16 protein-coding genes and 1 tRNA gene are annotated in these 13,463 nt (G+C 66.9%); 1 reads left to right on the top strand and 16 read right to left on the bottom strand.

Annotated elements, in window-relative coordinates; translation table 11 throughout:
• Positions 1 to 55 precede the first annotated feature (55 nt).
• The gene (locus tag M1D55_RS10230; RefSeq protein WP_064574648.1) at positions 56 to 1,393 is read left to right on the top strand and encodes an MFS transporter; all 1,338 of its coding nucleotides are present in this window, start codon (positions 56 to 58) and stop codon (positions 1,391 to 1,393) included.
• 3 nt (positions 1,394 to 1,396) lie between these two features.
• On the opposite strand, the gene M1D55_RS10225 is transcribed toward M1D55_RS10230, so the two are convergent.
• From M1D55_RS10225 to M1D55_RS10150, 16 genes are all read right to left on the bottom strand, one after another.
• Entirely contained in the window at positions 1,397 to 1,888 is a 492-nt protein-coding gene (locus M1D55_RS10225; RefSeq protein WP_456282130.1) for a hypothetical protein, read from the bottom strand.
• Between the two features lie 282 nt (positions 1,889 to 2,170).
• On the bottom strand, positions 2,171 to 2,350 hold the full coding sequence (locus M1D55_RS10220; protein WP_023265082.1) for a hypothetical protein: 180 nt from the start codon (positions 2,348 to 2,350) through the stop codon (positions 2,171 to 2,173).
• A 289-nt stretch (positions 2,351 to 2,639) separates the two neighbouring features.
• Entirely contained in the window at positions 2,640 to 3,212 is a 573-nt protein-coding gene (locus tag M1D55_RS10215; protein ID WP_456282129.1) for a PIN domain-containing protein, read from the bottom strand.
• On the bottom strand, positions 3,209 to 3,676 hold the full coding sequence (locus M1D55_RS10210; protein ID WP_006577466.1) for a helix-turn-helix domain-containing protein: 468 nt from the start codon (positions 3,674 to 3,676) through the stop codon (positions 3,209 to 3,211). The genes M1D55_RS10215 and M1D55_RS10210 overlap by 4 nt, the downstream gene beginning before the upstream one ends.
• A gap of 371 nt (positions 3,677 to 4,047) precedes the next feature.
• Positions 4,048 to 4,123 (bottom strand) — tRNA-Ala (locus M1D55_RS10205).
• Positions 4,124 to 4,193: 70 nt separating this feature from the next.
• The gene (gene soxB / locus M1D55_RS10200) at positions 4,194 to 5,915 is read right to left on the bottom strand and encodes a thiosulfohydrolase SoxB (protein WP_456282128.1); all 1,722 of its coding nucleotides are present in this window, start codon (positions 5,913 to 5,915) and stop codon (positions 4,194 to 4,196) included.
• Positions 5,916 to 5,985: 70 nt separating this feature from the next.
• Complete coding sequence (locus M1D55_RS10195) at positions 5,986 to 6,459, bottom strand: TlpA disulfide reductase family protein (protein ID WP_456282689.1); 474 nt, start codon at positions 6,457 to 6,459, stop codon at positions 5,986 to 5,988.
• A 64-nt stretch (positions 6,460 to 6,523) separates the two neighbouring features.
• On the bottom strand, positions 6,524 to 7,225 hold the full coding sequence (soxX, locus tag M1D55_RS10190; RefSeq protein ID WP_456282127.1) for a sulfur oxidation c-type cytochrome SoxX: 702 nt from the start codon (positions 7,223 to 7,225) through the stop codon (positions 6,524 to 6,526).
• 20 nt (positions 7,226 to 7,245) lie between these two features.
• Positions 7,246 to 8,079, bottom strand: coding sequence for a sulfur oxidation c-type cytochrome SoxA (gene soxA / locus M1D55_RS10185; protein ID WP_006577469.1), 834 nt, complete (start codon positions 8,077 to 8,079; stop codon positions 7,246 to 7,248).
• Positions 8,080 to 8,181: 102 nt separating this feature from the next.
• The gene (locus M1D55_RS10180) at positions 8,182 to 8,640 is read right to left on the bottom strand and encodes a DsrE family protein (RefSeq protein WP_053822785.1); all 459 of its coding nucleotides are present in this window, start codon (positions 8,638 to 8,640) and stop codon (positions 8,182 to 8,184) included.
• A gap of 106 nt (positions 8,641 to 8,746) precedes the next feature.
• Positions 8,747 to 9,058, bottom strand: a complete 312-nt coding sequence (soxZ, locus tag M1D55_RS10175; protein WP_006577471.1) for a thiosulfate oxidation carrier complex protein SoxZ — start codon at positions 9,056 to 9,058, stop codon at positions 8,747 to 8,749.
• 55 nt (positions 9,059 to 9,113) lie between these two features.
• Positions 9,114 to 9,569, bottom strand: a complete 456-nt coding sequence (gene soxY / locus M1D55_RS10170; protein WP_006577472.1) for a thiosulfate oxidation carrier protein SoxY — start codon at positions 9,567 to 9,569, stop codon at positions 9,114 to 9,116.
• A gap of 199 nt (positions 9,570 to 9,768) precedes the next feature.
• Positions 9,769 to 10,098: a c-type cytochrome gene (locus M1D55_RS10165; RefSeq protein ID WP_006577473.1), complete on the bottom strand. Its 330-nt coding sequence runs from the start codon at positions 10,096 to 10,098 to the stop codon at positions 9,769 to 9,771.
• 128 nt (positions 10,099 to 10,226) lie between these two features.
• Complete coding sequence (locus tag M1D55_RS10160; protein ID WP_456282688.1) at positions 10,227 to 11,321, bottom strand: c-type cytochrome; 1,095 nt, start codon at positions 11,319 to 11,321, stop codon at positions 10,227 to 10,229.
• A gap of 49 nt (positions 11,322 to 11,370) precedes the next feature.
• The gene (soxC, locus tag M1D55_RS10155) at positions 11,371 to 12,765 is read right to left on the bottom strand and encodes a sulfite dehydrogenase (RefSeq protein ID WP_456282126.1); all 1,395 of its coding nucleotides are present in this window, start codon (positions 12,763 to 12,765) and stop codon (positions 11,371 to 11,373) included.
• 138 nt (positions 12,766 to 12,903) lie between these two features.
• Positions 12,904 to 13,302 (bottom strand): ArsR/SmtB family transcription factor, encoded by a 399-nt coding sequence (locus M1D55_RS10150; RefSeq protein ID WP_456282125.1) that lies wholly within the window; start codon positions 13,300 to 13,302, stop codon positions 12,904 to 12,906.
• Between the last annotated feature and the right edge of the window lie 161 nt (positions 13,303 to 13,463).

Below are 13,463 nucleotides of genomic sequence, written 5' to 3'. Positions count from 1 at the left end.
CGAGCGCCCGCATACTCATTCGACCAAGGGCGCCGTCCATCCAAAGGAGACAAGCATGGCAAGCCCCAACGAGCAGGCGGTACGCAAGGTCGCGATGGCCGCGGTGATCGGCGCCACCATCGAGTGGTACGACTTCTTCCTGTACGGCGTCGTCGCCGGCATCGTGTTCAACAAGCTGTATTTCCCGGCCGGCGATCCGGTGGTCGCCACCATGCTGGCCTACACCACCTTTGCGGTGGGCTTCGTCACGCGGCCGCTCGGCGGCGTCATCTTCGGCCACTTCGGCGATCGCGTCGGCCGCAAGAGCATGCTGGTGATCACGCTGATGATCATGGGCATCTCGACCTTCCTGATCGGCCTGGTGCCCACCTACGACAGCATCGGGCTGTGGGCGCCGATCCTGCTGCTGTTGCTGCGCGTGCTGCAGGGCATCGGGCTCGGCGGCGAATGGGGCGGCGCGGTGCTGATGGCCTACGAATACGCCCCGCCGGGCCGCAAGGGCTTCTATGCCTCGCTGCCGCAGATCGGGCTGTCGATCGGCCTGTGCCTGGCCTCGGGCGTGGTGGCACTGCTGTCGCTGACGCTGACCGACGCGCAGTTCCTCAGCTGGGGCTGGCGCGTGGCCTTCCTGATCTCGGCCGGCATGGTGTTCGTCGGCATGTATATCCGGCTGTCGATCAAGGAGACGCCCGAGTTCACCGCGGTCAAGCAGCGCAATGCCGAGACGCGCATTCCGTTCGTCGACATGATGCGGCGCTACCCCGGCAATATCCTGAAGGGCATGGGCGCGCGCTATATCGACGGCGTGTTCTTCAACGTCTTCGGCGTGTTCTCGATCAGCTATCTGACGCAGACCGTCAAGATCAGCCGCACCGAGGCGCTGACCGGCGTGATGGCCGCCGCCATCGTCATGTGTTTCTTCATCCCGTTCTTCGGCCACCTGTCGGACCGCATCGGCCGCACCCGCGTCTACTTCTGGGGATCGCTGATCACCGCGTGCTCGGCCTTCCCGGCGTTCTGGCTGATGCTCAACGGCGGCGGCAACGTGATGCTGCTGTGGCTGGCCATCATCGTGCCGTTCGGCGTCTTCTACGCCGCGGTCTACGGCCCCGAGGCGGCGCTGTTCTGCGAGCTGTTCGACGCCAAGGTCCGCTATACCGGCATCTCCTTCGTCTACCAGTTCTCCGGCATCTTCGCGTCGGGCATCACACCGATCATCGCCACCGCGCTGCTGAAGTCGGGCGAGGGCAAGCCGTGGCAGATCTGTGCCTACGTGATGTTTGCCGGGCTGGTGTCGGCGGTGTCGGCCGCGTTGATTGGGCGGTCGTCGGGGACCGGTGAGGTACGCGAGGCGTCAGGGGTGGCCGCGGCGCCTGCCAGGCCGATGCGTTAAACGTTAATCGTCGGCCAGGGCCGGAGCCGAGGCTTCGGCCTTTTCTTCGACCAGGAACTTGACGTTCAAGGTCGTCCACTCGGTGGACCGGATCACCAGCCGATTGCCCTCGATGGGATAGAAGCGCCCGTGCTCCTCCAGGCCGCGTCCCCGGTCGTCGGTCAATTTGCGGCGGGACGCGGCCGACAGGATGATCCGCTCCAGTTCCCCATCGCTCTTGAACTCGAAATCCTCCAGCAGGCCGGTGTAGAGATACGACTGGTCCTTCATTGGTACGACGGCGCTGACGACCACCATCGCGCCGTCGCTGATGCCCGAATCGATGCCGCTGAAGAGGTAGTACCAGGGCGCCTGCTGGCGGAAAAAAACCGCTCGCCCAGCTGTTCGGATGGTCCAGGTGAAATCGGCCGACCAGCCACCGGCGCAGCATGGCCAGCGCGAAGGCAAGCCCGAACGTCCCCGCAAAGTAACCGAACACCGGCCATGGATGTTCATTCAGCCATTCATAGCGGTGCGGCGGGACGCTGGCCGCCGCAGTACCGCCTGACAGCATGCGCAAGGCGTCGCCGAGATAAAGCTGGTAGCCGAAATATTCGGTGGCGGCGAGCCCGACCGCGGCATCCACGATCAGCGCCAGCACGATGGACTTGATGGCCGTCGCCCCGAAGGGCGTCATGTCGGCTTCGCGCGCCTCTCTGGCTTGACTGTAGTGGTGGTAAAGAAAGCCCGGCGCGACCAGGAAAAACAGCAGGATCGCGGGCAGCGCGATGTTCAAGGTCAGCCCTGCGCGGGAATCAGCTTCAGCTTGACCTCACGCTCAACGCCCTTGGCGGCGTCCCGGATCTTGAACGTCCTGGTGGAGTTCAGCTTCCCGGTGGCAATGAATTCGCGCAGCGCCTTGTCGCTCTCGGGATCGTTGCGGATCAGCTTGACCGTGGTCCTGACAGTGGCTTTCATCGCTTGTCCTCCAATGGGAAAAGTATAGTCGACGTGCCATGGACGGCATCGGAGATAAGCGGACGTGGAAATCAGCGCGTGGAAACAAACTCAGCCGCACCGAAGCGCTGACCGGCGTGATGGCCGGCGTGATGGCCGCCGCCATCGTCATGTGTTTCTTCATCCCGTTCTTCGGCCACCGGTCGGACCGGATCTGCCGTACCCGCGTCTACGTCTGGGGGCAAGCGCGCCAACAGCGTCGGCGCGGCAGATGCGATGAACCTGTTTCCCCGGAAGAGTCTGGGCGGCCTCAAAGTGCCATCTTCCACTGCCGCAGTACACCTACCGTTTGTGTCAGGCCTTGCCTGAGCAGGACATCGAGGTACTCATCGGCACTCTTTGGCGGATTTCTCAAAGAGCGCCGATGATTCGCCGCAGCCTGGCAGACCAGAGAGGGATGGAGGTCGAGCAGGTCGAAGATGAAGTCGTCCGGATGCTGCGCGCAAAGCTGGTAAGGCTGCAGGCTCGCGGCAGGGAAATCTTTCAGGTTGAACGTGACGATCAAGCTGGCGCCAGCCTGGATGGCCGCCGCGACGACATGCCTGTCATTGGCATCCGGCACGCTGATGGAGGGAATCAGATGCTGGAAGTTGGACACGAGGCAGTCTCGTACATTGGCGTTCATCAGCTCGCGTGTTCGCTCCAGAACTTCCCCGCTCAGGTGGGGACGGTCGCGCAGGACAGCGCGCATCCACTCGTCGTGTATCAGGTTGGTCCAGCGCGCCCGGAACAGGTCGGTCATCGCCAACCACATCAGGAAGTCGCGCAGCGGTGCCGAATAGAGGACGCAGGCGTCGTACACGACGGTGAAGTGCGAACTCATTCATACCCCATGTTCAGTTTCTGAGCCTGCTCGGCCAGGTCCTCCAAAGAACGCCGGCGCTGCGCGTCGATGCGTTCCTTGTAGTCGAGCACATCCTGGTAGCGGACCCGCCGATGCGTGCCCACCCTGTGAAACGGAATCTCCCCGCGCTCGAGCAATTGAACGAGGAACGGCCGGGAAACGTTCAGCACATCGGCGGCCTCCTGCGTGGTTAATTCGGCGTGGATCGGGATGATGCTGACCGCGTTGCCCTCGCCGATCTCCGTCAGCACATCGATCAGCAATCGAAGAGCGGACACCGGGAGCCGTACGGCATGCGACGATCCCTTGTCATCGATGATCTGGATCCGCTGCGTTTCGGCCCGCGTGGCCAGGACGGCGGAGAGGGTACGCCCCGATTCCCGCGCCAGTACGGCTTCTTCGGGAGAAGGCAGAGGAGTTGCGGGGGTGGTGTTCGTGGCCATTTCGTTCTCCGGTTCAGTACGAGCCAGTATAAACGAAATAAACGAACAATCGAAACAAACGAAACGAGGCTTGCCCGTGGGCGGCAAGACCAGTACACCCACTCTCGGCCTGCCAGGCATCCACGCATAAAAAAGTAACCCGCCGGTTCGAGGGTACGTATGTGCGCATAACCTTGGCGGGTTTTGTTCTGGGTATGGCAGGAGCACCGACGCGGGCTGCTGGAGATGGTCTCGTTCCATCGCCCGAATATGACCATGCCTATCCCACAGCGTCGACTTCAACGCCGCAGCGCAGTTTAGGTTTTCGCGTACCCGGTGACCGCCATCCCAAATGCAAAAAGGCCAGAGCGCACGCTCTGGCCTTTGAATTTTGGTGGACCGAAGGAGGATCGAACTCCCGACCTCTGCATTGCGAACGCAGCGCTCTCCCAGCTGAGCTATCGGCCCGTAGCGGGCGATTATAGCGTGAGCTTCCCGGCGATTTCAAGCCGGGGCGGCGCAGCCGGCGCCTCAGATTTCACGCCGCCATGCCGGGGTTGCCGCCCATCCCCTTGACCGACGGCAGGTTCAGCGGCGCGGCGGCCACTTCCTTGCGCTGGCGCAGCCAGCCGGCCATCAGGTCCCAGATGGGCGGGCCGCCATTCTGGCGGGCTTCCTCGGCGACCGGGGCCCAGCCGGCGACCTTGTAGGTCTTGCCGGCCTCGATCGGCTTGCCCTTCAGGCGCATCTCGGTGATGCGCTTGCCCATCGGGGCGGCCGGGTCGATGGTGTACTGCAGGCCGCCGACGCGGACCATGTCACCGCCCTGCTGGTAGTAGGGGTCGGGATTGAACAGGTTGTCGGCCACGTCTTCCAGCACGGTCTTGATGGTCTCGCCGCTCATCTGCGTCACCGTGGTGTACGGATAGGTGATCGCGGTCTGGTCCATCAGCCTTTCCATCGTGATGCCCTCGCCGGGCAGCAGCGTGGTGCCCCAACGGAAGCCGGGCGAGAACGCGATTTCGGCGCCCTGCACGTCCATCAGCCCGTCCAGGATCAGCTGGTCGAAGGTGCCGTTGAAGTTGCCGCGGCGGTACAGCAGTTCCTTGTTGACCGCCAGCACCTCGCCGAGCTTCTGCTCGTAGGGCGCGCGGACCTTGCGGATCAGCGCCTCCATCGCCGGATCGGCCGGCAGGTAGTCGGCGAACACCGGCAGCAGCCGGTAGCGGAAGTCTGCAACCTTGCCGCTGCGCACGTCGAAGTCGAGCACGCCGAGGAACTTGCCGTTCGAGCCGGCGTTCGTGACCAGCGTGGTGCCGCCGGCGTTGCGCACGCGGACCGGCGCCGGCACGCCGTCATGGGTGTGGCCGCCGAGGATCGCGTCGAGTCCGCGCACGCGCGAGGCGAGCTTCAGATCGACGTCCATGCCGTTGTGCGACAGCAGCACTACCGCCTGCGCGCCCTTGGCGCGGGCCTCGTCGATGATGCGCTGCAGGTTCTCTTCCTGGATGCCGAAGGTCCAGTCCGGCACCAGGTAGCCCGGGTTGGCGATCGGCGTATAGGGGAAGGCCTGGCCGATGATGGCGACCGGCACGCCGTTCATCTCGCGCAGCGTGTAGGCCTCGAAGACCGGGTCCTCGAAGTCCTTGGTCTTGACGTTCTGCGCCAGGAAGGCGACCTTGCCCTTGAAGTCGCGATCGACCACCTCGCGCACGCGTTCCGCGCCCAGCGTCATTTCCCAGTGCGGGGTCATCGCATCGACGCCGAGCGCCAGCGCGGCGTCGACCATGTCCTGGCCGCGCGTCCACAGCGCGGTCGCCGAGCCCTGCCAGGTGTCACCGCCGTCGAGCAGCAGCGCGCCGGGGCGGCTCGCCTTCAGTTGCTTGACCAGCGTGGCCAGATGGGCGAAGCCGCCGACCTTGCCGTAGCGGCGCGCGGCCTCGGTGAAATCCAGGTAGGTGAAGGCGTGCGCCTGCGCGCTGCCCCGCGCGATCTTGTAGTGCTTCAGCAGCGCCTGGCCAACCAGGTGCGGCGGCTTGCCGGCATAGTCGCCGATGCCCAGGTTGACGCTGGGCTCGCGGAAATGGACCGGCAGCAGTTGCGCATGGCAGTCGGTGAAATGCAGCAGGTGCACGTTGCCGAAGCGCGGCACGTCGTACAGCTTCGCCGCGGCCTGGGCCGCGTGCGCGTCGCGCGTGGGAAAAGCCATGCCCGCGGCGCTGGCGATGGCCAGCACCTGCAGGAACTCGCGTCGGTTCATTGTCGTCTTCCTCTCGATGGCGGCCGTGCCGTCCGGTGCGACACCGGGCACAGGCCGCGTTGCCGCAGCGTCAAGGCTTGGCGTACTTCGCCAGCGCGGCGACCTCCTCCTCCAGCATCTCGCCGACTTCCTTCTGGACGACCTTGCCCTTTGCGTCGATCACGTACAGCTCGGGCAGGCCCTTGCGTGGACCGATCGCGGCGCGCAGCGCCGGCGTGTCCATCGCCGCGGGAAAGGTATAGCCGCGCTGGCGCAGATAGCCGACGGCATCCTTCTGGTCCTTGTCGATGCTGATGGTCAGCACCTGCAGCGGCGTGCCGCGCGTACTGTCGTAGAGCTTCTGCAGGCGCGGGTTCTGCAGCGCGCAGAACGGGCACCACGAGGCCCAGATTTGCACCACCAGCGGCTTGCCGGCCCAGTGCTCGGGCGGCACGGTGCGGCCGTCGAGCAGCTGCACCGCCGGCAGCCGCACGGTGTCGCCGACTTCCAGCGCGGCGGCGGGCGTGGCAACTGTCAGTGCCAGGGCCGCCGCGGCGGCTAGCATCGCGCCATGCAGCCTCTCCCTCCAGCCGACCGTCACCACCGCCGCGGCCCGCATCGCCCGCCCCTTACTGGTTGACCGGCGAGGCCGGGTCCAGCAGTAGCGCCATCACGTCGCGGATCTGCTGCTCGGTCAGGATGCCCTTATGGCCGAAGCGCGGCATGTTGGAGCACGCGGCGAAGGCGTTCGAGTCCCAGATCTTGCCCCAGGTGTACTTGAGCACCGCCTCGGAGTTGCCGCGCAGCTTGCCGTACTGATACAGCGACGGGCCGATATTGCCGAACGAGATCTCGGCCTTGGTCATCTGGTGGCAGGCATAGCAGTTGCCGCCATTGACGCCGCCGGGCGGGTCGGAGAACTGCATGCCGCGGCCGAGCTGCGCCACCTTCTCGCCTTCCTTCCAGTCGCCGAGCCAGCGGTTGTCGGCCGGATAGCGAATCTTCTGCTGTTCGGCGGCCTCGATTTTCTTGGCTACCGGGGCCGGCACCTTGCTCCGGTCGGGGTAATCGCTGCACAGCTGCTGCATCTCGTCGCGCTCCAGCACGCCCTGCAGCGTGGCCGGACCTTTCGAGCTGAACGAGTTGGCAATCAGGCGTTTCATGTCGCCGTCGGAAACCGGCGGAATATTGGCCGCTGCCTTCGACGCGGCCTTGCCCTTCGAGGCGGCGCCGTCCTGCGCCATTGCCGGCGCCGCCAGCATCGCGAGCGCGCCGCCGACCGCCACGGCGGCAGCGGTGATGCCCAGCCGCGATTGTTTTTTCTGGATCATGTTCGTGCTCTCCCCCTGGTTCAGCGCTTCAGGCCGGGGCCGTCATAGGTGCCGCCGTTGGCATTGCGCGCCAGGAACATCGTGAGCGCGGTGATCACATCGGAGCCGTAGGCGGGCTCGGGGAAGCGCTGCTGGCGCAGGCAGTCGTAGAGCCGGTGCTGCATCGTGCGGACCTCGCCCTGGGACACGCGGTAGGCCGGCCAGGTGGTGTAGGCCGCCTGGGCGCCCTTGTCGGTCAGCAGGTTGGGCAGGTCCTGCAGGCGGATGCGCTGGCCGTCGACCGCATGGCAGGTCGCGCAGGCGAAGTCGTAGGCGCCGCCGCGGTAATAGAACATCTTCTGGCCGAGCGCGTAGACCTGCTTTTCTTCGGGATGGTCGAGCTTGACGTTCATCTTGACGCCGCGCGACTCGCCGGTGACGAAGGCCACCAGCCGCTCGATGTCGGAACGCTTGCCCGAGGACGAGAACGGCGTCGCCTTGGCCTGCTGCTCGGTCAGCCCCTGCAGCGTCGTGCGGCACCACACCAGCCGCTGCTCCAGGTCCATCACCTTGCCGGCGTCGGCGAAGTAGCGCGGCAGCTCGGCGTAGGCGCCCTTGGTCACACCGGGGCCCTTGCCGAGGTCGCAGCGCTCGAGCGATACGTTCTTCGGCCCGGCCGGCTTCTTCCACAGCTCCTCGCCGGCGGCTTCCCACAGCTCGGCGGGATTGCCCTCGGCCAGCATCTGCCGGTACTTGGCGATTTCGTCGGTGGTATTGCTTTCGCCCTGCGCCTGCACGGCCATCGCGCCGGTCAGCGCGACGGCGCCGGCGACGGCCAGCGCGGGCCAGCCAAAGCGGCGTCGATTCGGTCTCATGGGGTTTCTCCTCTCGGTCTCGCCGACCAGGCGGGCCGCTGTTGTTCTATGCGCCAATCGTTCGACGCGCGAATGGTGCCGCACGTGGCGCCACACATCCCGCTACGGCTTGATATAGGCGTAGCCTTCGTCCTGCTGCAGCCTAGCGATCTCGACCACGCCCGCCTGCACGATCTTCGTTTCGAGCAGCAGCTTGTTCTCGGGAATCTGGCGCGCGGTCAGCGTGTTGCGGCAGACGCGGAACTCGACGCCCATGCCGGCCAGCGCGCCGACCGCGGCATCGAAGGTGTTGCCGCGCGCATCGCGGGCGCCCTCGACCAGGAAATCCACGCCATAGCCCAGCGCGACCACGACGATCTTGGTATTGGGCGCGCCCGCCAGATGGTTGCGCAGATTGCCGATCGCGCGCACCGCCTGGTCGTTGCCTTCCGACAGCTGGTACACCACGCGGTGGCGTCCGCCCCCGCTCCGGGGAGCGGCCGCGGTCTGGGCCGCGGCCCGGCTTCCGAGTCCGACCGCCGCCAGCGCGGCGGCGGCCTTTGCAAAGAATGCTCGACGCATGATCTTCCTTCCGCCGTGTCCGCCGCGCCTCGTGCGCGGCCGCCGACCCGGCTACCGAAGCGGGCACCTTACCAGAGCGGCCCGCAACGTGCCGGCCGCCCCGGCATCAGGAAATGGTCGCCTCGTCGGTTCGCTTGTCGCCGCGGTTGTCGACCCAGGTCACCGTGACCTTGTCGCCCTTGGCGCCGCCCTTGAACTTGAAGTTCAGGAACGGGTCCTTGGACACCGCCGGGCCGAAGTTCGCATGGAAGACCTCCTTGCCCTTGCACTGGGCGCTGACGGTCTGGATGTGCCAGGCCGGGATGGTCTTGCCGGATGCGTCCTTACGCTGGCCGGTCTCCATATCGTGTTTCATCAGAATCTTGACGTCGACCACGCCGCCGTTCTCGGTGGCGCGTACGCGCATCGGGTCTGCCATGTCGTTCTCCTGTTGCGATGGGCAGTCTGGGAAAGCGGAATCCGCGCTCGGCTTGTCAGCCGCCGCAGCCGCCCAGCGTCACCTTGATCTCCTTGGAGGCGACATACCACTTGCCGCCGGCCTTGACGGCCGCATGCACCACGGAGGTCTGGCCCATCTTCACGCGCGTGGAGACGAACGGCTCGGTGCCGGCCGGGATCACGAAGTCCGCGGCCAGCGTATTGGGATTCTTCTCGACCAGGATCGCGATCTGCTCGGTGTCGGGCAGATTGCTGGTGACCGCCACCGGCACCACCGCGCCGTTTTCGGCGATATCGGGCGCGTTGAATGCGATCGCGCCGCTCTTCTCGGGCGAACCGCCGCCCAGCGCCTTGATCACGTCGTTGACGCTCTTGCCCTCGAAGGCCGCCTTGTTCCATTCGGCCGCCTGCGCCTCGCCGATCAGGCCCGCGGCCGCCATCAGCGACACGACGGCGCTGACCCGCAGCATCTCTCGTCTTGTGATGTTCATGGTGTCGTGCACTCCTGCTTCTACCCGCCCCGCGGTATTCGTTTGGCCGCCAGGCCGGCCGGCCTGGCGCGGGCGGTGCATCGCCGCCCGTTTACTGCTTGTGCTGCTGCAGCTGCTGTAGCCGCTGCCGTTCTTCTTCGGGCCGGCTACCGCGGCGCGACTGCGATCGCCGCCGGCACGCCGGCCCCTCACCAGGCAATTACTTGGCCGGTGCGCCCGCCAGGACCCACTCCAGCACGGTCTTCACGTCGGCTTCGCTGATATTCGGGTTGGCCGGCATCGGCACCGGGCCCCAGACGCCCGAACCGCCCTTCTTGACCTTGTCGGTCAGCTTCGCCATGGCGCCCTTGTCGCCCTTGTATTTGGCGGCGACTTCCTTGTAGGACGGCCCGACCAGCTTCTTGTCCACCTGGTGGCAGCCCATGCAGGCGTTCTTGGTGGCGATCTCCTGGGCCTTGGCCGCGTCGACGGCGGCGTGGGCGGAGGCCGCACCGGCCAGCATCATGGCTGCGATCACGAACTGCTTCATTGTTCTCCTCTCCAAACTGGAATGAGCCGTGGGGACGGCACGGCCGTGTGGCAGTGGATCTGCCCGGCACGGCGGCGTATTGGTCCGGCCCGGCCCCCTTCGATGGAGGCGCCAGGCGGCCCAATACGCTATTTTGCCTCAAGTATCCACTTCACCATGGCTTGAATATCCGATTCTGGAACCTGCGGTTGCGGCGGCATCGGCACCGGTCCCCACACGCCTTGGCCGCCGCCGCGGATTTTCTGCGCGAGCGCACCGTGGGCATCCTTGCCGCGATAGCGCTGGGCGATCTCGTGGAACGACGGTCCGACCAGCTTGCGGTCCGGCGCGTGGCAGGCCAGGCATTGGTACTGGCCGGTCAGCCTGGCGCCCAGGGGTTGAGCGGACGCCGCGGTGGCCTGGCCCTTCCCCTGCTGCGAGGCTGGCGGCTTCGCCTGGTCCTCCGGGGAACCGGTCGCGACGCCCCGCACCGGCCCGAAGCCGCGCTGCTGCTCCGCCAGGTCGCCGTGCGCGCCGCGCGCGTATTCCGGGATCAGCGAGCTGACTTCGACCTTGCCGGCGCAGTTGGACATGCACGCGGTATTGCGCGTGTCCGGCTTGCCGCGGCCCGGCCACAGGCCGTGCTCGGTGGTCATGCCGTTGCGGTTCGGCAGCTTGCGCTGGACCTCGCCGATATTGGCGTCCGACAGCGTGAAATCGGCCGGCACGATATCGCCCAGGTTCAGGATGTAGGCGGTCACCGCGTAGACCTCGTCGACGGTCAGGCTCCTGGGCTTGTCCCAGGGCATCGCCCGGTGGATGTAGTCCCACAGCGTGCTGACCGTGCTGAGCTTCATCAGCGAGGTGCGGTAGGGCTGCGAGCCGGTCATCGCCGCGACGCGTCCGCTGGCGATATCGGCCGCGGTGGTGCCGCCGGCGATCGGCGTGAAGACCGCGTTGGACTCGCCGAAGTCGCCGTGGCAGGAGGCGCAGCGCGCGTCCCAGACGGCCTGGCCCTGGGCGACGGTGCCGCGGCCGGGCGGCAGGCCCTGGAAGTCGGGGCGGACGTCGATGTCCCAGGCCTTCAGTTCGGCTGCGGTGGCGGTGCGGCCGAGCTGGGCGCGGGCCGCCCTGGTGTCCTTGCTGTCCTTGCTGTCGGCGCGCGCCGCGCCTTTCGGCTCGGCCTGCGCGGCTTGCGGCAGGACCGCCGCCCCCGCGATGCCGAGCAGCAGGCAGGCCAGCATGGCGCCACGGCGCCAGCCCGCGCGGGCGCCGGCGCGGGCCGGTTTGCCGCTATCGCACCTGGACATTGGACACCTCGCCGCTGGCCGCGACCAGCCAGCTCTGGATCGCGTTGTTGTGATAGATCGAACGCGTGCCGCGTACCGCGCGCAGCTGCGCGATGGTCGGCTGCACGTAGCCGGTCTCGTCGATCGCGCGGCTCTGCAGGATCGCCGGCGAGCCGTCCCAGACCCAGTCCAGATTGAAGCGCGTCAGGCATTTGGACAGCACCGGCGTTTCCAGCCGCGCGGTGCGCCAGTTGCGCCCGCCGTCGACCGATACGTCGACGCGCCGGATCTTGCCGCGGCCCGACCATGCCAGCCCGCTGACGTTGTAGAAGCCCTTGCCGGTCAGGCGCTGGCCGCCCGACGGCGTGGTGATCACCGACTTGCACTCCTGAATCGACGTGTACTGCCGCAGCATGCCGTCCGGCATCATGTCGACGTAGTGCAGCGTCTCGTCCTTGGCGTTCCAGGGGCGGTCGCCCAGCTCGAGCCGGCGCAGCCATTTGACCCATGACACGCCCTGCACGCCCGGCACCACCAGCCGCAACGGGTAGCCGTTCTCGGGCCGCAGCATCTCGCCGTTCATGCCCCAGGCGACGATGATCTCGTCGGCCAGCTCCATCGGGATCGTGCGCGTCATCGCCGAACCATCGCCGCCCTCGGCCAGCAGATAGCGGCCGCGCCGCTGGTCGGCGCCGGCGTCGTCGAGCAGCACGCGCAGCGGTACCCCGGTGAACTCGCAGCAGGACAGCATGCCGTGCGTGTATTGCACCGTCGGCACCGCGACATTGCCCCACTCCATGCCGGTATTGGCACCGCATTCGATGAAATGCATCCGCGACACCGACGGCAGCCGCATCAGCTCGTCCATCGTATAGACGCGCGGGGCCTTGACCAGGCCGTTGATCATCAGCCGATGGCGAGTCGGGTCGATGTCGTGCCAGCCCTGGTGATGCCGCTCGAAATGCAGGCCGTTCGGCGTGATGATGCCGAACAGACCCTGCAGCGGCGCGAAGCTGACCGAGGCCGCCGAGACGCGCGTCAAACCCGGCGATTCGCGCCGCATCAGCGCCGTTTCGTGGCTCGAGGGCTGGCCGTAGGGCCGTGCGGCGACCGGTTGTCCGAGCGAGGTGGCCCAGGGTTGGGGTTTCAGGATCGCGGGATCGCCTTCGGCAGCGCTGCTGGCTGCGCCGTTGGTTGCGCTATCCGCGGCCGCGGCGCGCGCCGGCCTGCCCAGGCCCACCGCTGCCGCCGTGGCGCCGGCCGCAGCGAGAAAGCTGCCGCGCAGCAGATCGCGCCGGCGGCTGTCGAAGCCGTGGCGCCCGATCTCTTGCCGCAGGTCAGTGCTGACGAAGTGTTCCGGCGCGGGCACGATGCGGCCCGGGCGACTACGGTCCGGCACGTTCGGTCTCCTCCGGCTGCTCGCCGCGCTCCGGTGCGGGCGCGGTCGGCATGCCTTGTTCGTATTGGGTCGCGCGCCGGTGGGGACCGATGCGCGCTTCGTCGTGATCTCGGTGTCCTGCCCTCGGCTCGCCTGCGCTCAGCGCATCGCGCCGGCCGCGCCCGGCTTGCGCCGCACCGCCGTGCGCCGCTTCGGCTCGGCGGGCATGAAGCGGTCCACCATCGCGACCTGCTGCGCGTCGTCCTCGATCCGCGCGGCAACCTGCACGCACACGGTCCGGCACAGCTCCACCACGCTCTGGTCGGCGATCGCGTAATACACCAGGTTCGCTTCCTTGCGCCGCGCCAGCACGCCGGAGCGGAACATTGCGTTCAGGTGGCGCGACACATTGGCCTGCGACGAACCGACCGTCTCGACCACGGCGCCGACCGGCTTCTCGCCGTCGCACAGCGTGTGCAGGATCTTCAGCCGCGTCGGCTCGGCGAGCAGCGCGAAGTAGTGCGACACCTGTTCGAAGACGCGATCCAGTTCGTTCATGCGATTCACTATATGCGTATATGCGCGAAGACGCATATATCGTTTACCCCCGCCCGGAGCGATGGCGGCGCGCAGGCCATGCTGGCCGTGCCGGGCCATGTGGCCGCCGCCGGGCAGGGTCGTGAGAATCGAGGCCACGCTCGCAGCCTTGCTAAAGTCCG

This window comes from Cupriavidus sp. JZ107, from assembly GCF_053903255.1.
This window is presented reverse-complemented; position numbering and strand designations above follow the sequence as displayed.